Annotated in this window: 15 protein-coding genes and 1 pseudogene; 6 read left to right on the forward strand and 10 right to left on the reverse strand. The window is 72.9% G+C overall.

The window, feature by feature from the left end:
• Positions 1-159: 159 nt before the first annotated feature.
• From ABEB07_RS17220 to ABEB07_RS17230, 3 genes are all read right to left on the reverse strand, one after another.
• Entirely contained in the window at positions 160-1,851 is a 1,692-nt protein-coding gene (locus ABEB07_RS17220) for a helix-turn-helix domain-containing protein (RefSeq protein ID WP_345669132.1), read from the reverse strand.
• 286 nt (positions 1,852-2,137) lie between these two features.
• Positions 2,138-2,695, reverse strand: coding sequence for a DUF3017 domain-containing protein (locus ABEB07_RS17225; RefSeq protein ID WP_345669133.1), 558 nt, complete (start codon positions 2,693-2,695; stop codon positions 2,138-2,140).
• Positions 2,696-2,900: 205 nt separating this feature from the next.
• Positions 2,901-3,755, reverse strand: coding sequence for a bifunctional methylenetetrahydrofolate dehydrogenase/methenyltetrahydrofolate cyclohydrolase (locus ABEB07_RS17230; protein WP_164584753.1), 855 nt, complete (start codon positions 3,753-3,755; stop codon positions 2,901-2,903).
• Between the two features lie 300 nt (positions 3,756-4,055).
• Between ABEB07_RS17230 and ABEB07_RS17235 the strand changes: the two genes are divergently transcribed.
• The 4 genes and pseudogenes from ABEB07_RS17235 to ABEB07_RS17250 all read left to right on the forward strand — a co-directional run bounded on the left by ABEB07_RS17235 (position 4,056) and on the right by ABEB07_RS17250 (position 8,125).
• Positions 4,056-4,634 (forward strand): hypothetical protein, encoded by a 579-nt coding sequence (locus ABEB07_RS17235; protein ID WP_176150204.1) that lies wholly within the window; start codon positions 4,056-4,058, stop codon positions 4,632-4,634.
• Positions 4,635-4,777: 143 nt separating this feature from the next.
• Positions 4,778-5,494: pseudogene (locus tag ABEB07_RS17240) on the forward strand (FHA domain-containing protein); the annotation flags it as partial.
• 455 nt (positions 5,495-5,949) lie between these two features.
• On the forward strand, positions 5,950-7,557 hold the full coding sequence (locus tag ABEB07_RS17245) for a protein kinase domain-containing protein (RefSeq protein WP_345669134.1): 1,608 nt from the start codon (positions 5,950-5,952) through the stop codon (positions 7,555-7,557).
• Between the two features lie 97 nt (positions 7,558-7,654).
• The gene (locus ABEB07_RS17250) at positions 7,655-8,125 is read left to right on the forward strand and encodes a hypothetical protein (protein WP_345669151.1); all 471 of its coding nucleotides are present in this window, start codon (positions 7,655-7,657) and stop codon (positions 8,123-8,125) included.
• Positions 8,126-8,280: 155 nt separating this feature from the next.
• On the opposite strand, the gene ABEB07_RS17255 is transcribed toward ABEB07_RS17250, so the two are convergent.
• The 3 genes from ABEB07_RS17255 to purN form a co-directional block, all read right to left on the reverse strand.
• Positions 8,281-9,726, reverse strand: coding sequence for a hypothetical protein (locus ABEB07_RS17255; protein ID WP_345669135.1), 1,446 nt, complete (start codon positions 9,724-9,726; stop codon positions 8,281-8,283).
• A gap of 142 nt (positions 9,727-9,868) precedes the next feature.
• Positions 9,869-11,434 carry a bifunctional phosphoribosylaminoimidazolecarboxamide formyltransferase/IMP cyclohydrolase gene (gene purH / locus ABEB07_RS17260; protein WP_176150201.1) on the reverse strand — a complete coding sequence of 522 codons (1,566 nt, stop codon included), beginning with the start codon at positions 11,432-11,434 and terminating at the stop codon, positions 9,869-9,871.
• Entirely contained in the window at positions 11,431-12,060 is a 630-nt protein-coding gene (purN, locus tag ABEB07_RS17265) for a phosphoribosylglycinamide formyltransferase (RefSeq protein WP_176150200.1), read from the reverse strand. The genes purH and purN overlap by 4 nt, the downstream gene beginning before the upstream one ends.
• Positions 12,061-12,353: 293 nt before the next feature.
• On the opposite strand from purN, the gene ABEB07_RS17270 reads away from it, so the two are divergent.
• Complete coding sequence (locus tag ABEB07_RS17270) at positions 12,354-13,175, forward strand: hypothetical protein (RefSeq protein ID WP_345669136.1); 822 nt, start codon at positions 12,354-12,356, stop codon at positions 13,173-13,175.
• Between the two features lie 56 nt (positions 13,176-13,231).
• Here ABEB07_RS17270 and ABEB07_RS17275 read toward each other — a convergent pair whose 3' ends face one another.
• The gene (locus ABEB07_RS17275; protein WP_345669137.1) at positions 13,232-14,980 is read right to left on the reverse strand and encodes a cell division protein PerM; all 1,749 of its coding nucleotides are present in this window, start codon (positions 14,978-14,980) and stop codon (positions 13,232-13,234) included.
• A gap of 96 nt (positions 14,981-15,076) precedes the next feature.
• On the opposite strand from ABEB07_RS17275, the gene ABEB07_RS17280 reads away from it, so the two are divergent.
• Positions 15,077-16,168, forward strand: coding sequence for an RNA polymerase sigma factor (locus tag ABEB07_RS17280; protein WP_345669138.1), 1,092 nt, complete (start codon positions 15,077-15,079; stop codon positions 16,166-16,168).
• A gap of 289 nt (positions 16,169-16,457) precedes the next feature.
• Here the strand turns inward: ABEB07_RS17280 and sucD are convergent, their stop codons facing one another.
• The 3 genes from sucD to ABEB07_RS17295 all read right to left on the reverse strand — a co-directional run bounded on the left by sucD (position 16,458) and on the right by ABEB07_RS17295 (position 20,260).
• Positions 16,458-17,342 (reverse strand): succinate--CoA ligase subunit alpha, encoded by an 885-nt coding sequence (gene sucD / locus ABEB07_RS17285; RefSeq protein ID WP_164588202.1) that lies wholly within the window; start codon positions 17,340-17,342, stop codon positions 16,458-16,460.
• A 28-nt stretch (positions 17,343-17,370) separates the two neighbouring features.
• Positions 17,371-18,552 carry an ADP-forming succinate--CoA ligase subunit beta gene (sucC, locus tag ABEB07_RS17290; RefSeq protein WP_345669139.1) on the reverse strand — a complete coding sequence of 394 codons (1,182 nt, stop codon included), beginning with the start codon at positions 18,550-18,552 and terminating at the stop codon, positions 17,371-17,373.
• Positions 18,553-19,060: 508 nt separating this feature from the next.
• Entirely contained in the window at positions 19,061-20,260 is a 1,200-nt protein-coding gene (locus ABEB07_RS17295) for a VWA domain-containing protein (protein WP_345669140.1), read from the reverse strand.
• Between the last annotated feature and the right edge of the window lie 91 nt (positions 20,261-20,351).

The following is a 20,351-nucleotide window of genomic DNA, read 5'->3' on the forward strand; positions in this document are numbered from 1 at the left end:
GACGAGGGCGACCGCCGCATGGGGGTCACCGAGGCGACCTGACTTCCCGTGGGGGGTGCCTGTCCGTCCGCCCCGTCGCGCGCACCTCATGCACGACAGGGCCCGTTTCTTTTCCCGCTGCCCCGGATCTCACTCGGTACACCCGGTGACATCAGTGTTTCACCGCGTGCACGCCTGACGTCCCGACGCCGCCAGCGTCACGCACGCCGTCGCCCGGCCCGCGTCCGCCACGGCCACCATCGGCGTGTACGCGATGGTGTCCCCGGCGGTGTCGACGGTGTCGCTCTCCTCCCGCCCGCCGGCCTTGAACCGCACCCGGTCGCCCTGCGCGGCCTGGGTGATGCGCCCCCAGGCCGCGCCGCAGGTCTTGCTGTAGCGGACCTCGACGAGGGTGGTGCCCACGGTGACGCTCCGGCTGGTGCTCACCTGCGCGCGGCTGCACCCCATGGCTTCGGCGTCCTTGCCGGTGCAGCCCGCGCCGACGCACTTCACGCCCGGCGGCAGGCGCACGGCGGGACTGGCCGACGGAGACGGCGAACCGTCCGCGCGCCCGGCCTTCCCGCCCCCGATGCCACCGGTGACGTAGAAGACGACGCCCATCACGAGAAGGGCGGTGACCAGCCCGGCGAGGAACATGGTCACCTGCCGCCGCAGCGGGGTACCGCCGCGCGGAGGCTTCATCGCTTCGCTGCGCGGGACGGAGGGGTACGGGGCGTTCGGCCCCGCGCCGGGGGCGGGGGTGCCTGGAGTGCCCGGGGCGCCCGGGGCGTGGGGGCCGTTCGGGGCTTGGGGGCCGTTCGGGGTGCCCGGGCCGTACGGGTTCGGGGTGCCGGTCCCGTACGGGGCGGCGCCCGCCGGGTACGGGGCCGAGGTGCCGTTGCCGGGTGTGCCGGCCGGGGCGCCGGGGCCCTGGGAGGCGCGCTTGCCGCCCATCGGCGCCGGTCCGCGATAACCGGCCACCCGCCAGGAGTTGCCCCCGGAGGAGGACGCGGCATCGGACCCGGACGGCTTGCCGGAGCCGGGAGCCTTGGTGAGGTCCGGGGTGGTGCGGGGACTCGATGCCGCCGTCGTGCCGGTGGGGCCGGTCCCGGCGTCGCCCCCGCCGTCACCGTCGCCGTCGCCCTTGCCCTTGCGCTGGGGGCCTTCCTCGGCGCCGCTCTTGGTCTCGTCCTCGGTCTCCGAGCCGATGGCCCACGAGGCCCGCGCTCGCGGCCGGGCGTCCCGCGGTTCCCCCGGCACCGCCCGTTCCCTCCCCGCAGCTCCCGTCGCTCCCGACGCCCCCGCCGCTCCCGTACGCCCGTCCGCCTCGGACGCCGTGGGCTGCAACGGCACCGTGGGCGACACCCCCGCGGGCCCCGCGATCCCCGGCACCAGCCGACCGGCCGTCCCGCCGCCGTCCCGCGCACCTCTGTCCCGCGCACCGCCGTCCCCGGCGGCGTGCGCGTCCCGCGGCTCACCGGCCCCCGGCGTGTCGTCCTCGCGGGCCTTGTCCGCCGCCCCCGCCGACGCCCCGAACTCCCCCAGCGCGGCACGGGCCCGGGATATCCGGATGGCCTCCATCGTGCGGTCGTGCCGCAGCTCCGCACGGCTCCAGGCACGCTCGGCGAGTTCCCACATCGTGGTGAGGTGGACCGGGTTGGCGCCGGTGACCTCGGCGAGGGCGACGACCGCTCCCTTGGGCGCGAGGAGCCGGCCGCCCAGGTACCGCTCCCAGGACGTCTTGCTGTAGCCCGTGCGGTCGGCGAGTGCGGCCACGTTCAGTCCGCTGCGGTCCACGAGCCGCCGCAAATGGCTCGCGAACTCCTTGATCTGCGGATCGAGTTCATCGGGCAAGGCCTTCCAACGAGGCATTGCTGCATCCCCCTCTTCCCCGATTGCGTGCCGGCTCTTCCCCCGCGCGGCTTCGCCGCGGAGCCCCATTTTGTCAACAGATCGACACAGCTGGGTACATCCGCACCGCGCGGGCCCGTAGGGAACCGTTCCTGTGGCCAAGCGCGGACACCGTAGCGGAACGGTCACTTCCGTGCCACAGCGAGCGGACAGCCGTTGAGCTGCGCGTTCCTGGTGCAGGAAGGTGGTTCCCGGCGGCGGCCCGTCCTTACTCGGGGGAGAGGACGGGCCGCCGTCACGGCGAGGGCTAGCTGTTGCGGACGGTGAAGTGCAGAGCGTCGTCCAGGAACGGTATCTCCAGCCACGGCTTGGGCTGCGCCATCAGCGCCAGCAGCACGATGGCGACGCCGAGGACGCCGTAGGTGACGATGTCCGTGAACCGGGAGCGGACGGCGAGCATGCCGACCCTCGGCAGCATCCAGCGCAGCACCGCGCCGCCCAGCAGCCCGGCGCCGATGAGCAGCAGCCCGACCCGGAACGCGTCGAGAGCGGTCACCAGCAGACCGAGCCCGACCGCGATCAGCACGGACAGCAGCGGCCACTGCCGGGCGGGCGCCGGGGCGTCGCCGGCTGCGGCCCGGCCACCGCCCTCGGGACGGGCCGTGTCCCTGGTGAACAGCGGGAAGCGCCGCGTGGCCCGCCGCGGCCGCCCCTCGGCGTCCGGCGCGCTGATCGGATCCAGCACCTCGATCTCCGGCTCCCCCGCCTCGCCTGAGGTCTCCCGCGGCTCACCGGAGGTTGCCTGCGGTTCGCCGGAAGCCTTCTCCGTCTTCTCGGAGACCTGCTCGGACCGCTCGGGCCGCACAGGGGTCTGCTCGGACTGCTCGGGCTGCGGGGAGGTCTTCTCGGATTGCTCGGATTGCTCGGATTGCTCGGACCGCGACGAAGTCCGCTCAGGCTCCCCGGCGGCCCTCACCCGCCCCGGGCCCGCTGCCGTACCCGTACCCGGGGCCTGGCCCTGGGGCGGGGCCGTCTCCTGCGGGGTCCGGTCCCGCCGGGGTCCGCCCGCCTCAGCCGACACTGCGCTCCGCCGCCTCGACCACGTTGACCAGCAGCTGGGCCCGGGTCATCGGGCCGACGCCGCCGGGGTTCGGGGAGATCCAGCCGGCCACCTCGGCGACGTCAGGGTGGACATCGCCGACGATCTTGCCCTCGGCGTTGCGGGAGACGCCGACGTCGAGGACGGCGGCGCCCGGCTTGACGTCCTCCGCGCGGATCAGGTGCGCGGAGCCGGCCGCGGCGACGATGATGTCGGCCCGCTTGAGGTGGGCGGACAGGTCACGGGTGCCGGTGTGGCACTGGGTGACCGTGGCGTTCTCGCTGCGCCGGGTCAGCAGCAGCGGCATCGGCCGTCCGATGGTCACACCGCGGCCGACGACCACGACCTCGGCGCCCTTGATCTCCACGCCGTAGCGGCGCAGCAGGGTCAGTACGCCGTTGGGGGTGCAGGGCAGCGGCGCCGGCTCGTTGAGGACCAGCCGGCCGAGGTTCATCGGGTGCAGGCCGTCGGCGTCCTTGTCGGGGTCCATCAGTTCGAGGATGCGGTTCTCGTCGATGCCCTTGGGGAGCGGCAGTTGGACGATGTAACCGGTGCAGGACGGGTCCTCGTTCAGCTCGCGGACGACCGCCTCGATCTCCTCCTGGGAGGCGGTGGCCGGAAGCTCACGCTGGATGGAGGCGATGCCGACCTCGGCGCAGTCACGGTGCTTGCCCGCGACGTACTTGCGGCTGCCGGGGTCGTCACCGACCAGGATCGTGCCGAGGCCGGGCGTGACGCCCTTCTCCTTCAGCGCCGCCACGCGGGCGGTCAGATCGGACTTGATCGCGGCTGCGGTGGCCTTGCCATCGAGAATCTGGGCGGTCATGGTCCCATCCTCGCGGATGACCCGGCACCGGTACCAATCCGGGGGGCCGCTCGGGGATCCCGTCCCGTTCGTTCCCCTCCCGTTTCTTCCGCGGCCTCCGTGATCGGCGAGGTTGCACTTGCACAACGCATCACGACTCATACGAAATGCGGCTGGACAAGTAAGCACTCGGTCAAGAACGATGAACGCAACAGTGCCGCGGGCAGCTCATCGGGGGGTCGGGCCGCAAACTCTGTAGATCTCTCCTCCGTACGGTGCCGCGCGTCGTCCCCGCACTTGATCAACGGAGGAAACCCCGCCATGAGTTACGGCGACCCGAACAACCCCTACGGCCAGCCCCAGGGCCAGCCCGGCTACCCCTCGCAGGAACAGGGCTACGGCGCGCCCCAGCAGGGCCAGCCCGGCTACGGCTACCCGCAGGCCCCGGCGGTTCAGCAGCCCTACGGCGCCGTGCCGCAGACGATGCCCGGGACCGTCAGCGGAGCCCGGGCCATGCTGTGGGTGATCGTCGGTCTCCAGGTGGTCGGCGCGGTGATCTTCGCCCTCGGGGCCGTCGGCCTGAACGCCGCGAAGAACGACGAGAGCCTCAAGGACGACTCCTCCTTCCAGCAGCTCGTGGACTACTCCACCGGCAAGCTGTGGGCGCTCGTGGTGTTCGCGATCGCCTGGGGTGTGTTCGCGGCCGTGCTGGCCACGAAGTTCAACTCCGGCGGCAACGGCGTCCGCGTCACCCTCCTGGTCTTCGGCATCATCACCGCGGTGCTCGGCCTGTACCCGTTCACCCTCATAGGTATCGTCCACCTGGTTCTCGCCATCCTGATCGCCTGCTTCGTCGGCGGCTCCAAGGGCAAGGCGTGGTTCAACCGCCCGCGTTACTAGGGCCTGTCGACGGAAAGCGCCCGACGCGCTTTTCGCGCCGTTCACTTCCGGGGCCGTGACCCGCTTGTCCACAGGCGGGCCACGGCCCTTCCGCGTCCCCCTAATCTGGAATCCGTAGTTGTACAAGCACGGGGAGACGCACCTTGTACAGCATCATCGTGGTACCTCCGCCGACCACGGAGGACGAACGAAACGGCACCCAGATCCGGCTGGCGCCCGGCGACCACCTGGCCTTCGGACGTTCCGCCCCCGACAACGACCTGGTGATCCGGCACGACGGCGTGTCCCGCCGGGCCGGCCGCATCACCGCGCACGGCGCCTTCTGGATACTCAGCAACCTCTCCACCCGCCAGACCTACGTCGTGGAGAACCCGGAGGGCGCGGGCGAGCACATCAAGGTGGGGCCGGGGCGACTGGACGCCCCGATCCCGTTCGAGTTCTCCCGGATCGTGCTGCCGGCGGCCGGTGACCTGCTGCCGATCGAGGTGTGGGCGCCCCGGCACGACTATCTGGACGGCGCGGACGGCCCGGACGGCGAACCGACCGCCCCCGCCTTCTCCGTGGACCGCGCCAAGCGGTACTTCGCGGTGCTCACCGCACTGTGCGAACCACGGCTGCGCGGCGACCCGCACGCTCCGCTGCCCACCGTCGACCAGGTGGTCGAGCGACTGCGCCCCGTCTGGGCCGCCGCGTCCCGCACCTCGGTGCAGTGGAACATCGACTACCTGGCCGTGAAACTGCGGCTCAAGCCCGGCCCGGACACCGCCGACACGGGCCCGCGCCTCAACGGCAAGAAGGAGTCGCTGGTCTCCCTGGCCCTCCGCTTCGACCTGGTCCGCGAAACCGACCTCCCCCTCCTGACCCCCCGCCCACCAGCACCACCAGCACCACCAGCACCACCAGCACGACCCCCAACGCAACACCAGCCACAACCGACTCAAACGCCCCACACAGAACCGACGACACGGCGGGAACGGCCGGCACAGGCAGAGCGGGCGGCACGGACGGGACAGCCAGCAGCGGAACAAGCGACACGGACGGAACGGGCGGAGCGGACGGCGCGGACGGCGCGGACGGAGTCGCCGGCGCAGGTCGGACAGGCGACGCGGGCGGAAGCGGCGGCGCGGGCGACGCAGCCGGAGCAGCCGGAACTGGCAACTCAGCCGGGCCCGGCGGAACCAGCGGGACTGGCGGGACCGGCGGGGCTGGCGGGACCGGCGGAACTGGTGGCTCAGCCGGAACCGGCGGAACGACCGGGACCTGCCGAACCGGCCGAACCGGCGCGGCAGCAGCCTCGCTCAGGACGGGCGGCCCGGTGAAAGAGGCCTACGCCGTTCTGGTGCCGCGCGGGTACCGGATCGGCGACTGGGAGGTGCGGCGGCCCATCGCGACGGGCGCGTTCGGCAGCGTGTACGAGGCCCGCCGCACCGGCCCCCGCACGGGCCCCCACGCCGGACCCCGCACCGGATCCCGCTGCGGCGCCCAGCCGGAGACGGCCGCGCTGAAGTTTCTGCCGACCGGCACCGGCACCCCGCGCCGCCTCGCCCACCTGCGCGAACTCGTCGACCGCGAGGTGACACTGCACCGCCGACTCAGCCGCCCCCGGCTGATCCGGATGTACGAGACCCTCACCGTGGACGATCCGGCCCACCCCGAGCTGGACGGCGCCACCGTGCTCGTCCTGGAGAAGGCGGAAGGGTCACTGTCCACCCTGCTCACCGCCGGGCCCCGCCCCGCCGCCGGCCCCGAGTTGCTGGCCCAGATCTGCGAAGGCCTGGCCCAACTCCACCGCGCGGGCTGGGTGCACGGCGACTTGAAGCCGGCCAACGTCCTGCTGATGCGGGACGGCTCCGCACGCCTGGCCGACTTCAACACAGCCGCCGAACTGGAGGGCACCCACGCCTACTCCCCCGCTTTCTCCACCCCCGACTACACCCCGCCCGAACTGCTGTGGTCGGAGGTCGGCGTACGGGGCCGCCAGGTCCGCCCGTCCGCCGACGTCTGGGCCTTCGGCGTCCTCGCCCATCTCACCCTCACCGGCTCCTTCCCTCTTCCCGGCGGCACCCCTTCGGCCCGCCGTGACGCGGCGGCGGCCTACGCCCGCGGCAGCGATGAACTACGCCTGTCCTCCCAACTCCCGCCCCCTTGGCGGGACATCGTGTGCGCCTGCCTCACCCGGACCCACGCCGACCGGATCGGCACCGAGGCCCTGCTGCGGCGGGTGGCGGCCGCGACCGGTACGACCTGCCACTCCCCGCTGCCCCAGCGGTTACGCCGTTACGCGTCTACGCATAGGCGCCGCACCCGGCTGCTGCTGGGCGGCATGGCCGTCACGGCCGCCGTCGCAGCACTCGGCTTCGGCATCGGCAGCTTCGCCCATGCTCCGCCGGGCGTCCGGGCCTCCACCGCCCTGCCCGCGGCCGTCGCCCCGGCCACCTACGGCGCCGCCGAACTCCGTACCGACCGTGGCGTACCTCCTTCCTACCGTCCGCTGATCGTCAACGCGGCGCACGACTGTCCCCAGCCGGAGGTCACTCCGGCACTGATCGCGGCTATGCTGAAGGCCGAGAGCGACTTCGACCCCGCGCTGTCCGACCCGGCCAAGGACGAGTACGGCATCGCCCGCTGGACCCCGCGGGTACTGCGCTACTGGATCCGCGCGGACGGCGAGCCCGCCGCCACGGCTCCCGTGCCTCCTTTCTCCGCCGCCGTGTCCATCCCGGCCATGGGCCGCTATCTCTGCTTCATCGCACCGAACCTCGAACCCTCCCTGCCCGGCGATCGGCGGATGCTGGTCGCCGCCGCCTACCGGACCTCGTTCCGCAAGGTGAACACCACGGGCGGAGTCCCTCCGGAGTACCGCGACTACTGCGCCCGTGTCGCGCGCTACCTCAAGGAGTACACGCCCGCCGGCCGCACGTGACCCTGAGATGTCCGAGGTACCGGCGGAGCGCGGCCGGCGGCACGGTGGTACCACTCCGCTTCGGCGGACCGACCACCTTCGTCACATGGGGGAACCTGTGAACGTCAAAAAGCCCGCCGCGCTGCTCGTCGCGGCCACCGCCCTGCTCGCCGGCACCACGGTCGCGGCATCCGCCGCCGACCCGGCCGGCACCCGGGTGACCAGCGTCCAGCAGCGGGCCGAGCAAGTGCTGGCCGGCCACCCGAAGGTCCTGCACGCCTCCGCCGACGCGGTTCGGTACGACGGTCTGACCGTCACCGCCGTGCCCACGGGCAAGGCGGCCCTGAAGGACCTGTCCTGCGCCTACGGACACCTGTGCATGCTCGTCAACGGCCAGAAGTTCGACTTCTACAAGTGCCAGACGTGGAACCTCAACAACTGGACCGGCAACGGCCCCTTCACCAACAACCAGACGCCCGGCACGGTCGCCAAGTTCTTCAACAAGGACGGCAGCGTCCGCTGGACCTCGACGGCCTACCAGGCCGGCACGGCCACATGGGACCCGATCTGGTCCCTGCGCCCCTGCTGAGCCGTACCCGTTGAGCGGCGGTGACTCCCGGCCCCTCCTGGGGGAGGGCCGGGGGTCATGGCCGTACGGTCACCGCTCCTGCCGGGCGCTCGGTCAGGCTCCACTCGTGCGCGCGGCAGGAGCCGCGGGGAAGACCACCCGGCACAACGGGTGTGTCAGGTGACCCGAAGTTCGGTGGCGGGCCGGCGTTCGTAGACCGTCACCCGACGGCCGCGAACCGTCTCGTCCGTGACGACGGTGAAGTGCTCGCGCAGGACGGCCAGTTTCGCGCTGTCCCGCGTCACCGGCACTGAACCGCCCGTCGCAACCGCGTCCGTCACCAGCAGGACCCGCCGCTCGGCCAGCGTCAACGTCCTTATGGTGGCCGGATCCGCCTCCTCGCCGCCCAGCGTTCCGGACTCGGCGGGGCTCCGCGTCAGCGCGATGTCCCGCATGCCTGCGAAGGCGCCGGACGAGACCAGCGCGGTGTCCCGGCGAAACACCGGAACGAACAGCACCGCGTCCCCGTCCCGCCGCAGTTCGCGCACCCGATCGGCCACCGCGAGCACGTCGTCCACCCTGCTGGCCGGCGACCGCACGGCCAGCGACTGCGGCAGTAGCGCGGCCACCGCCGTGACGACCACGGTGGGAACCAGCCACGCGGACGCCCGCGGCAGCCGCGGAGCAGCCGCCCGCACCCCCGCGTCCAGGACGGCACCGATCAGCAGGGCCAGCCCGAGCTGGCTGAACACGACATACCGGTCCAGGAAAACCGGCTGGATGAAGGAGAGTCCGATCAGGCCGAGTTGCGGCACCGCCAGCAGAGGCAGCCCGACGGCCGCCACCGACAGCCGGCCGACCTTCGGACGGGTGAGCAGGGCCGCGAGGCCGCCCACCGCCAACAGCACGGCGGGACCAATCACCGAGTGCCAGGTCACGGGCGGTATCCAGGCCACCTGCCCGGCCTGGTCCCGGCTGTAGAGGATCAGCGGCAGTACCCCGGCCACCGCGCCCGCCGACACCCCGGCCCAGCGTGCCCACGTCCCGCGTCCGGCCCGGCTCCACAGCAGGGTCACCGCATGCGCGGGCAGAACCAGAAGGGAGAGCCAGTGCAGCAGCCCCGTCACGAGAACCACGCCGCCGTACGCGATCCACCGTCCCGCCCCGCCGCGCCCCTGGAGCAGCACGGCCAGCAGCAGCGTCGAGAGCCCGACGCCGGCCGCGACCAGCGCGTACGAGCGGCCGTCCTGAAGCTGGTACTGCACGGCGGGCAGCAGGGGCAGGGCCAGCCCGGCGGCCAGGCCCGTGCGGAAGCCGCCCAGCCGACCGCCGATGACCGCCACGCAGGCCGCCGCCCCGGCCATCGCCAGCACCGAAGGCAGCCGCAGGGTGAGGATGCCAGGCCCGAAGCAGCTGAAGAGGACGTGCATCCACAGGTAGTAGAGGCCGTGCACGGCGTCCATGTGCTGGAGCGTGTGCGCTATCTGGCCGGTGGAACGCTGGGCCACCAGCCAGGTCGCGGCCTCGTCCCGCCACACACTGCGCTGCCGACCGATCCCCCACAGGCCGAGGAGGACGGTCCACAGCACCGGGGCGGCCCAGACGGGCGGGCGAGAGGTCATGGAAACGGCCGGTCCTCACTGCGGTGATCATCCTGGTGAGCCGCACAGGGTACGTGCGGAGGCGACCCGGATGATCACCGAGCGTAAAGAACCGGCCAGAGGAAATGCTCAGCGCTCGAGCTCGGTAAGCCCGAGGGCGTGCTCAGTGGAAGAAGTGACGCGTGCCGGTGAAGTACATCGTCACGCCCGCCTTCTTCGCGGCCTCCACCACCTGCTCGTCGCGGATCGAACCGCCCGGCTGGACGATCGCCTTCACACCGGCCGCGATGAGGATCTCGGGACCGTCGGGGAAGGGGAAGAACGCGTCGGAGGCGGCGTAGGAACCGCGCGCCCGCTCCTCACCCGCCCGCTCGACCGCGAGCTTGCAGGAGTCGACGCGGTTGACCTGGCCCATGCCGACGCCGACCGAGGCTCCGCCCTTGGCGAGCAGGATCGCGTTGGACTTCACCGCCCGGCAGGCCTTCCAGGCGAAGGAGAGTTCGGCCAGCTCGTCGGCGGACAGCGCCTCGCCGCTCGCCAGGGTCCAGTTCGCCGGGTCGTCGCCGTCGGCCTGGAGGCGGTCGGTGACCTGGAGCAGCGCGCCGCCGTCGATCGGCTTGACCTCGGCCGGGTGGGAGGGCCCGGACGGGGCCTTCAGGACCCGGATGTTCTTCTTCTTGGCGAGGGCTTCGAGCGCCCCCTCCTCGTAGTCCGGGGCGACGATGACCTCGGTGAAGATGTCGGCGACCTGCTCGGCCATCTCCTTGCTGACCGGCCGGTTCACGGCGATGACGCCACCGTAGGCGGAGACCGGGTCGCAGGCGTGCGCCTTGCGGTGCGCCTCGGCGACGTCCGCGCCGACGGCGATGCCGCACGGGTTGGCGTGCTTGATGATCGCCACGCACGGCTCGTCGTGGTCGTACGCGGCACGGCGGGCGGCGTCCGTGTCCGTGTAGTTGTTGTACGACATCTCCTTGCCGTGCAGCTGCTCCGCCTCGGCGAGGCCGGCGCCGGTGCCGTCGACGTAGAGCGCGGCGGGCTGGTGCGGGTTCTCGCCGTAGCGCAGGGTGCTCTTGCGCTCCAGGGTGGCGCCCAGGAAGTCGGGGAAGGAGGAGTCGTCCACGGGTGCGTAGGAGGCGGCGAACCAGCCGGCCACCGCGATGTCGTACGACGCCGTGTGCTGGAACGCCTCGGCGGCCAGCCGCTTGCGGGTGGCCAGGTCGAAGCCGCCGTCCTGCACGGCGCCGAGGACGTCGGCGTACCGCTCGGGGCTGGTGACGACCGCGACCGAGGGGTGGTTCTTGGCGGCGGCGCGCACCATCGAGGGGCCGCCGATGTCGATCTGCTCGACGCACTCGTCGTCCGAGGCGCCGGAGGCGACCGTCTCGCGGAACGGGTAGAGGTTGACGACGACGAGGTCGAACGGCTCGACGCCCAGCTCGGCCAGCTGCTGCCGGTGGTCCTCCAGGCGCAGGTCGGCGAGGATGCCGGCGTGGACCTTGGGGTGCAGGGTCTTGACCCGGCCGTCCAGGCACTCCGGGAAGCCGGTCAGCTCCTCGACCTTGGTGACGGGCACCCCGGCCGCGGCGATCTTCGCGGCGGTGGAGCCGGTGGAGACGAGTTCGACGCCGGCCTCGTGCAGCCCGCGCGCCAGCTCCTCCAGACCGGTCTTGTCGTAGACGCTGACCAGCGCGCGCCGGATGGGCCGCTTGTTGCTCTCGGCGGTCACAGGATTACTACCTTTCGTCCCTCGATGCGATAGCCGTGGCGGGCGAGCCGGCTCACGACCTCGACGAGCAGCCTTCGCTCGACTTCCTTGATGCGCTCGTGCAGCGCGCTCTCGTCGTCCTCGTCCCGGATCTCGACCACGCCCTGGGCGATGATCGGTCCGGTGTCGACGCCGTCGTCGACGAAGTGGACGGTGCAGCCGGTGACCCTGGCGCCGTACGCGAGCGCGTCGCGGACGCCGTGGGCCCCCGGAAAACTGGGCAGCAGCGCGGGGTGCGTGTTGACGAACCGTCCGCCGAACCGCGCGAGAAACTCCTTGCCCACGATCTTCATGAACCCGGCGGAGACGACAAGATCGGGGGCGTGCGCGGCGACGGCCTCGGCGAGCGCCGCGTCCCACTCCTCGCGCGTGCCGTAGTCCTTGACCTTCCGCACGAAGGTCGGCAGCCCGGCGCGCTCGGCGCGCGCCAGCCCCTCGACGCCCTCGCGGTCGGCGCCCACGGCGACGATCTCGGCGCCGTAGGCCTCGGCGCCGGTCTCGGTGATCGCGTCGAGGAGCGCCTGCAAGTTGGTGCCGGATCCGGAGACCAGCACGACGAGGCGCTTGGCCACGGGCTTGGCGGCCACGGTGGGGCCCTTTCTCGGGGAGCTGTTTGTACGGTCGTACGAATGCTTCGGGCCCCCGGATACGGGGAAGCCTACGAAGCGGCCGACCGTCAGCAACGATACCGGCACACCGGAAGGCCCCCATGGGACGGGGGCGGGGCCGGCAGGTAGCGTCTGGGGAGAGCTGGTACGGGACGTGCGGGGAACGCACTGGGTGCACCGTGCGTTCCATGGATACCGGACCGGATACCGGACGCTCCGGACCGCCGGACCGCCGGACCAGTCGTGACTACCAAGGGGAAGACGCTCACTTGATGCCGGACCGCAGCCCGCGACTCCTCACGCTCCTTCCGCAGCCGACGCGGGGAGGGGAGCGCGGCGCCGTGCTGCTGAGGGAGCGTCCCGCCTCGCCGCCGGACGCGCCCTCCGGCGGTGGCGAGGGCGGCGGGCGGCAGGACGCCGCCGGGGACGACAACCCGTTCGCGCCGCCCGCCGAGGGCACGCCCGACCGCCCGTGGCAGCCCCGGCACCCGTCGGGCCAGGGGCAGGGGCAAGGGCAGGGGCAGGGGCAGGGTCCCGGTGACGGCTCCGGCGGTCCCGGTTCCGGTGACGGCCGCCCGCCCTGGGGCAGCCAGTGGAGCGACCGTCAGCCCGGCCGCTCCTCCGGCGGCTTCGGCGAGCGTCCGCAGCGGCCCGGCGGCGGCCCCGAGAAGCCCGACGGCGGGCCCGGTCCCGGTATGCGCTGGGACCCCACCGACCCGGCGCAGCGCCGTGCGCGGTTCGCCCTGCTGTGCGGTATGTGGGCCTTCTTCTTCGCCCTCTTCAGCTGGCCGTACGTCGCCCTGCTGCTCGGCGCGCTCGCGCTGTACTGGGGCATCAGTGCGCTGCGCGCCAAGCCGCGCCGGTCCGGTCCGGACGCCCCGGCGCCCGAGGGCCGCCCGCAGATCACGGCGGCGGTCACCGGCCTGGTCACCGCCTCCCTGGCGCTCGTCCTGGTCGCCACGGGCTTCGCCGCGCAGTTCGTCTACAGCGACTACTACTCGTGCATGAACGACGCGCTGACCAGCGAGGCCAAGCAGTCGTGCGACCAGCATCTGCCGCAGGAGCTGCGGGGGGTGCTGGGGGTCGACGGCTGAGGCCGCGGCGACCCCCCTCGCGGGCCCGGTGAGGGAGCGAGGGGGCCAGGTCGGAGTCACTCGGGAGGCGCTTCGGGGGCCGAGGAACTGTCGGGCTGAGGACCGCTGGGCTCGGTAGTCGGCGTCTTCTCGGGCGTCCCGGCTGTTCCGGGCGTCTCAGGTGTCTCGAGTGTCTCGGGCTGCGGCGCTTTGCCGGGTGTCTCGGGCTCGCCGTGCGGCTTGCCGGGGTTTTCGCTGCGCCGCGGTTCCGTGTGCTTGGCCGTCGGGGCCGGGGGCGTGGGGTGCGTCGTCGGCCGGTCGGTGAGGGCGTCGGGCGCCGGCGGGTCCAGCGGGAGCACGTCGTACGGCTCGAGGGTCGCGTCGTAGTGGTGGTCGGGCAGGCAGCGGCGCCCGGCGTCGACCGCCTCGGCCGTCCGGGCCGCCCGTACCGCGTCGCCGGTGCGGGGCATGGTGATCCGCCACGGCGTCTCCTCGTCCACCCGCGCCCGCTGTCCCCAGCAGCGCCAGGCCCGTACCGTCACCGCCGTCGGGACGGCCGCCGGCGCGGTCCACAGCAGTACGGCTCCCGTGATCTGCCAGCCGGCCGGACCGAACCGGTCGAGGGCGGCGTTGCCCAGCGGGCCGCCCGCCAGTTCGGCGAGGACTCCGAGCACGAGTGCGCACACCACGCAGGCCAGCGCGGCCCCGCCCGCGGTCCGCCGCCACGACCAGACCCGCGGACCGCCCTTCGCCCCCGGTTCGCGCGTCTCCCGTACCGCCGCGCCCGCCACGAACCAGCCGATCGTCAGTCCGGCGGCGGCGGGCACCACCGTGGCCGCCCAGTTCAGCGCGGTGCCCGGCCCCGCGTCCGGGACCGCCGCCAGCAGCGGGAACGGCGGCAGCGACGGCAGTGGGGCGGAGGCGAGCGGGCCGACCTGGCCGGGACCGAGCGCGAAGCCGGGCCCGAGGGCGTAGGCCGCCGCCCACAGCACCGCGTTCGGCAGCAGCGCCAGGCACAGCAGCAGTACGGCGAACCGGCCCGACCAGCCCTCCGTCAGCTTCAGGAAGGCTCCCTGAGCCGCGCCGCCGTGCGCCACCAGCGACACTCCGAGCACCAGCGCGCCGCCGCCGACGAACACCACGACGCCCGCGCCGGCCGCCCGCGCGGAGGCGCCGAGACGGGCCCGCGGTCCCGGTCCGAGCAGCAGCCGCCGTACTCCCGGCGACAGCGAGAGCGCGTCCAGCGCCCGCTCCAGCGGGACGCGCGGACAGCCGTACGCCGCCCAGACGCCGCTGCCCGCCGCCGTCACCGCCACCAGCGGCAGCCACAGGACGGTCCACGGCCACGAGGGGCGCAGGGGGCCGCCGGCCGCGTACACCGAGGCCGCGCAGGCGACGGAGAGGTAGCCGAGGACGACGCCCGCCCAGGCGGTGCGCTGGGGCAGCAGCGGGCCGCCGTCGCTGCCGTCGGTGGCGTCCCGCGCCGCCCGGTGCAGGAGCAGCGCGGGCAGCGCGAGCAGCAGCAGCGGGGTCACCCCGATGGGCGTGGGCGCGCCGGTGAGGGTGCCGGCGCGCAGCAGTTCGGTTCCGTGGGCGAGGAGCCACAGCGCGGCGGCGACGTGCAGCGCGCCGCTGGGGCCGCTGTCGGGGTACGGCGAGCTGATCCACAGCACGATGACGAGCACGGCGGACGAGCCGAGCCCGAGGCCCGCCGCGACCACGCCACCGAGGAAGCCGGCGCCGAGGCCGGGCGAGCGGTCCCGCACACGGATGCGCAGCTGGGCCAGGGGTGGGCGGTGACGGGTCGTCTGGATCACGTCCGCCATGCTGCCAACGTCACACGCGTTCCCGGCGCAACAGGCGAACCGCCGAAGTGTCGCTCAATATACGTTTATGTGCCTATTCACACGGAGGGACGCACTATGACGAACCGTCATGCGAACCCGCGGCCGCAGCCCGTGGAGGGCCGTACGCCCTGGGCGGCAGCCACCCTGACACGCACTCAGTCCTCCGGGACGACGAGCACGGAGACCCACGAGCGAGCACGAGAGAGGGAGAGCGGCCAGGCGGCGGGCAAGGCCGGGGAGGAGCTGACGGCCGTTCAGGCCTTCGACGCGCTCTACGCCTTCTGCGCCCCCGCCCTCGTCCGACAGGCCTATCTTCTGAACGGCCGTCACGAGGGGGCCCGCGCCGCCGTGGAGGCCGCATTCCAGCAGGCTTGGCTGCGCTGGCCGGAGGTGGCCCACGACCGGGACCCGGCGAGCTGGGTGCGGGCGGCGGTGTACGAGCGCGCGCTGTCCCCCTGGGACCGCCTGCGCCGCCGCGACCGCCTTCCCGACCCGCCGCCCGACCCCGCCGACCGCGCCCTCCAGGAGGCGCTGCTGCGGCTCCCGCCCTCTTACCGCCGCACGCTGGTGCTCTACGACGGGGTCGGCCTCGATCTGCCGGAGACGGCGGCCGAGACGGAGGCGAGCACCCCGGCGACGGCCGGCCGTCTGATGCACGCCCGCGAGGCCGTCGCCGCCCGTCTGCCCGAACTGGCGGACCCGGCGCAACTCCACCGCCGCCTGGTCCGCCTCGCCGCCACGGCGAGCCTGAACCCGGCGCGGACGACCGTCCCGGCGAAGGGCGCGGGCGGGGCCGGCGCACCGCCGCGCGGGAGCGGCGCGGCCGGGGGGATCGCGGGGGTGGCGGGCGTCGCCGGGGCGGCGGTCGCGTCGGTGGCCGCCTCGGTCGCCGGACCGGCGGCGGTGCGGACCGCCGGAGAACGCAGCACCCGCTTCTGGACCCGGTCCGCGATCGCGTTCACCGTCACCATCATCGGCGCGACGACGCTCACGCTCCGGACGGCTCCCACGCACTATCTGGCGCCGGTCTCCCCCGGTCACGCGATCCAGGGTCTGCCGGTGGAGGCGGCGGCGGGGCCCCTGTCGCAGGACGCGCTCAGGCTGCGCGCCCAGCTGAAGACCGAGGTGGCGGGCGGACCGGAGCGCCTGGCGCCCGAGACGCGCTAGGCCGGCGGCGGGGGCGCCGATGAACACCGGCGCGCCCGTGCTTCGGCGCCAGGCAGGCGGTTCCGGCGCGCGCCCGGGGCGGCGTACGGCGGGCGGTCCCGGCGCGCGCCCGGGTCGGCGGGCTTGGCGCACCCTGGGTCGGCGGTCCTGGCACGTGCCTGGGGCGGTGGACAGTCGGCGGGCCCGGTCCGCACATGACGGTGGGCCCGTCCCCGTGGCCGTTGACGGCCGGGGACGGGCCCACCGATGTCGCGTCGGGCGGCTGGGCCGCCCGGCCGGTTCAGCCGGTTCAGCCGGCGAGGACCTCGCGGGCCAGCTTGGCCGTCTCGGTCGGCGTCTTGCCGACCTTGACGCCCGCGGCCTCCAGGGCCTCCTTCTTGGCCTGGGCCGTGCCGGAGGAACCGGAGACGATGGCGCCGGCGTGGCCCATCGTCTTGCCCTCGGGCGCGGTGAAGCCAGCGACGTAGCCGACGACCGGCTTGGTCACGTTCTCCTTGATGAAGGCCGCGGCCCGCTCCTCGGCGTCGCCGCCGATCTCACCGATCATGACGATCAGGTCGGTGTCGGGGTCGGCCTGGAACGCGGCGAGCGCGTCGATGTGCGTGGTGCCGATGATCGGGTCGCCACCGATGCCGACGGCGGTCGAGAAGCCGATGTCACGCAGCTCGTACATCATCTGGTACGTCAGCGTGCCGGACTTCGAGACCAGGCCGATGCGGCCCGGCTTGGTGATGTCGCCCGGGATGATGCCGACGTTCGACTGACCCGGGGTGATGATGCCGGGGCAGTTGGGGCCGATGATGCGGGTCTTGTTGCCCTTCTTGCCGGCGTACGCCCAGAAGGCGGCCGTGTCGTGCACGGCGATGCCCTCGGTGATCACGACGGCCAGCGGGATCTCGGCGTCGATGGCCTCGACGACCGCGTCCTTGGTGAACTTCTCCGGCACGAAGATGACGGAGACGTCGGCGCCGGTCTTCTCGATGGCTTCCTTGACGGTGCCGAAGACGGGTACCTCGGTGCCGTCGAAGTCCACGGTCTGCCCCGCCTTGCGCGGGTTCACGCCGCCCACGACGTTGGTGCCGTCGCCGAGCATGAGCTTGGTGTGCTTCATGCCCGTCGCGCCGGTCATGCCCTGGACGATGACCTTGCTGTCCTTGTTGAGCCAGATAGCCATGGTGTGTTGGTGTCCTCGTCCTGAGTGCTTACTTGGCGGCGTGGGCCAGCTCGGCGGCCTTGTCGGCCGCGCCGTCCATGGTGTCGACGCGCTGGACCAGCGGGTGGTTGGCGTCGGTGAGGATCTTGCGGCCCAGCTCGGCGTTGTTGCCGTCGAGGCGGACGACGAGCGGCTTCTCGACCTTCTCGCCGCAGTCCTCGAGGAGCTTCAGCGCCTGGACGATGCCGTTGGCGACCTCGTCGCAGGCGGTGATGCCGCCGAAGACGTTGACGAAGACCGACTTGACGTCGGGGTCGCCGAGGATGATCTCCAGGCCGTTGGCCATCACCTGGGCGGAGGCGCCACCGCCGATGTCCAGGAAGTTGGCGGGCTTGACGTCGCCGTGCTTCTCACCGGCGTACGCGACGACGTCCAGGGTCGACATGACCAGGCCGGCGCCGTTGCCGATGATGCCGACCTCGCCGTCGAGCTTGACGTAGTTGAGGTTCTTCTCCTTGGCTGCCGCCTCGAGCGGGTTGGCGGCGGCCTTGTCGTGGAGCTCCTCGAAGTCCGGGTGACGGAACTCGGCGTTGTCGTCCAGGGAGACCTTGCCGTCGAGGGCGATGACGTCACCGGAGGCGACCTTGGCCAGCGGGTTGACCTCGACCAGGAGGGCGTCCTCCTTGATGAAGGTGTCCCACAGCGTGACCAGGATGTCGGCGATCTTGTCCGCGACCTCGGCCGGGAACTTCGCCGCGGCGACGATCTCGCGGGCCTTCTCCGGCGTCACACCGTCGATGGCGTCGATCGGGGTCTGGGCGACGGCGTCGGGACGGGTGGCCGCGACCTCCTCGATCTCCATGCCGCCCTCGACGGAGGCGATGGAGAGGAAGGTGCGGTTCGCACGGTCGAGGAGGAAGGAGACGTAGTACTCCTCGACGATCTCCGGAGCCGTCTCGGCGATCATGACCTTGTGGACCGTGTGGCCCTTGATGTCCATGCCGAGGATGTCCGTCGAACGGGCGACGGCCTCGTCCGGGGTGGCGGCGAGCTTCACGCCACCGGCCTTGCCACGACCACCGACCTTCACCTGCGCCTTGACGACCGACTTGCCGCCCAGTCGCTCGGTGATCTCGCGCGCCGCCTCAGGCGTGTCGATGACTTCACCGGCCAGCACCGGTACACCGTGCTTGGCGAAGAGGTCCCTCGCCTGGTACTCGAACAGGTCCACGCGCTTCCGTCCCTATCAGTGATCTCGCGGTTCGTTGGATGCGTGGGCGTGCCGCGAAGGGCAACGTGACGTCCGCTGTGTCACAAGGGAGGCGCACACGGTGTCCGAGCGCGCGGCATGTCCATCTCGCAGGTTATCCCCGCTCACCGGAGCGCCCTAAATCCGGGGTCACAGACCAGCGGTGATACCTGTCACATGATGCCGCGCCACCTGGCACGGCGTGCCGTGCGCGCGGGGCCTCACCGGGCTGGGGTTGACCCGGTGAGACCCGTGAACGGCCCCGCGGGGCCCAGGCCCGCTGATCCCCACCCCAATGGGGACCAGCGGGCCCTCGCGCAGGGTTCCGGGCAGACGTCCGGACAAACCGACGGCTTTCGGCCATCCGTGCGTACCGGTCCCGCACAGCCCCACAGACTCGCACGTCCCCCGCGGTCGCACACCGTGCGGAGCCCGCCCGGAGCCTCCGCCGTCTCCGCGCCCTCGCTCGCCTCTGTCCCCCCTCCGTCGGTCAGGCGGTGTCCGGCACCGGCAGCGGACGCTTCTCGATCGCCGCCGCCATCACCTCCGGGAACAGATCGGGGGTGCAGGCGAACGCGGGGGCGCCGAGCGCCGCGAGCGCGGCCGCGTGCTCCCGGTCGTAGGCGGGGGCGCCCTCGTCGGAGAGCGCGAGCAGCGTCACGAACTGCACCCCGGACGCCTTCATGGCCGCGACCCGCTTCAGCATCCCGTCGCGTATCCCTCCCTCGTACAGGTCGCTGATCAGCACCACCACCGTGTCCGCCGGCCGGGTGATCCGCGACTGGCAGTACGCCAGTGCCCGGTTGATGTCCGTGCCGCCGCCGAGCTGGGTGCCGAAGAGCACGTCGACCGGGTCGTCCAGCTGGTCGGTGAGGTCGACGACCGCGGTGTCGAAGACGACCAGCCGGGTGCTGATCGACCGCATCGACGCCAGCACCGCCCCGAACACCGACGCGTACACCACCGACGCCGCCATCGAACCGGACTGGTCGACGCAGAGGACGACCTCCTTCCGCACCGACCGGGACGCCCGTCCGTATCCGACCAGCCGTTCCGGCACGACCGTGCGGTGCTCGGGCAGGTAGTGCTTCAGGTTGGCCGCGATCGTGCGGTTCCAGTCGATGTCGTGGTGGCGGGGCCGGCTGACGCGGGCACCGCGGTCCAGGGCGCCGGTGAGGGTGGCCCGGGTGCGGGTGGCGAGCCGCCTCTCCAGGTCCTCGACCACCTTGCGCACCACCGCGCGCGCCGTCTCCCTCGTCGTCTCCGGCATCGCCTTGTCGAGCGAGAGCAGGGTGCCGACGAGGTGCACGTCCGCCTCCACCGCCTCCAGCATCTCCGGCTCCAGCAACAGCGTCGCCAGCCCGAGCCGGTCGATGGCGTCGCGCTGCATCACCTGGACGACGGACGAGGGGAAGTAGGTGCGGATGTCCCCGAGCCAGCGCGCCACCGACGGCGCCGACGCCCCGAGCCCCGCCGAACGGCTCCCTCCGGCCTGGGGCTGCTTGCCGCCCTTGCCGTAGAGCGCGATGAGCGCCCCGTCCATGGCCGCGTCCCTGCCCGAGAGCGCGCAGCCGGTGCCGTCGGCGCCCTCACCGCCGCCGAGCACGAGCCGCCAGCGCCTGAGCCGCTCCCGCGCCGCGTCCGTCATCCCGTCCGGCTCCCCCGCCACACCGTCCCCCGCCCTCGCCATGCCCCGCCCCTCCGCCGCCGCCCTGCCCTGTCTCCCCGCCGTCGCGCTACCGCGCCCCTGCGCCGCCGTCCTGCCGTGTTCCTCCGCCGTC

Origin of the sequence: Streptomyces similanensis, assembly GCF_039543625.1 — a bacterium.
GTDB classification, from domain to species: Bacteria; Actinomycetota; Actinomycetes; order Streptomycetales; family Streptomycetaceae; genus Streptomyces; species Streptomyces similanensis.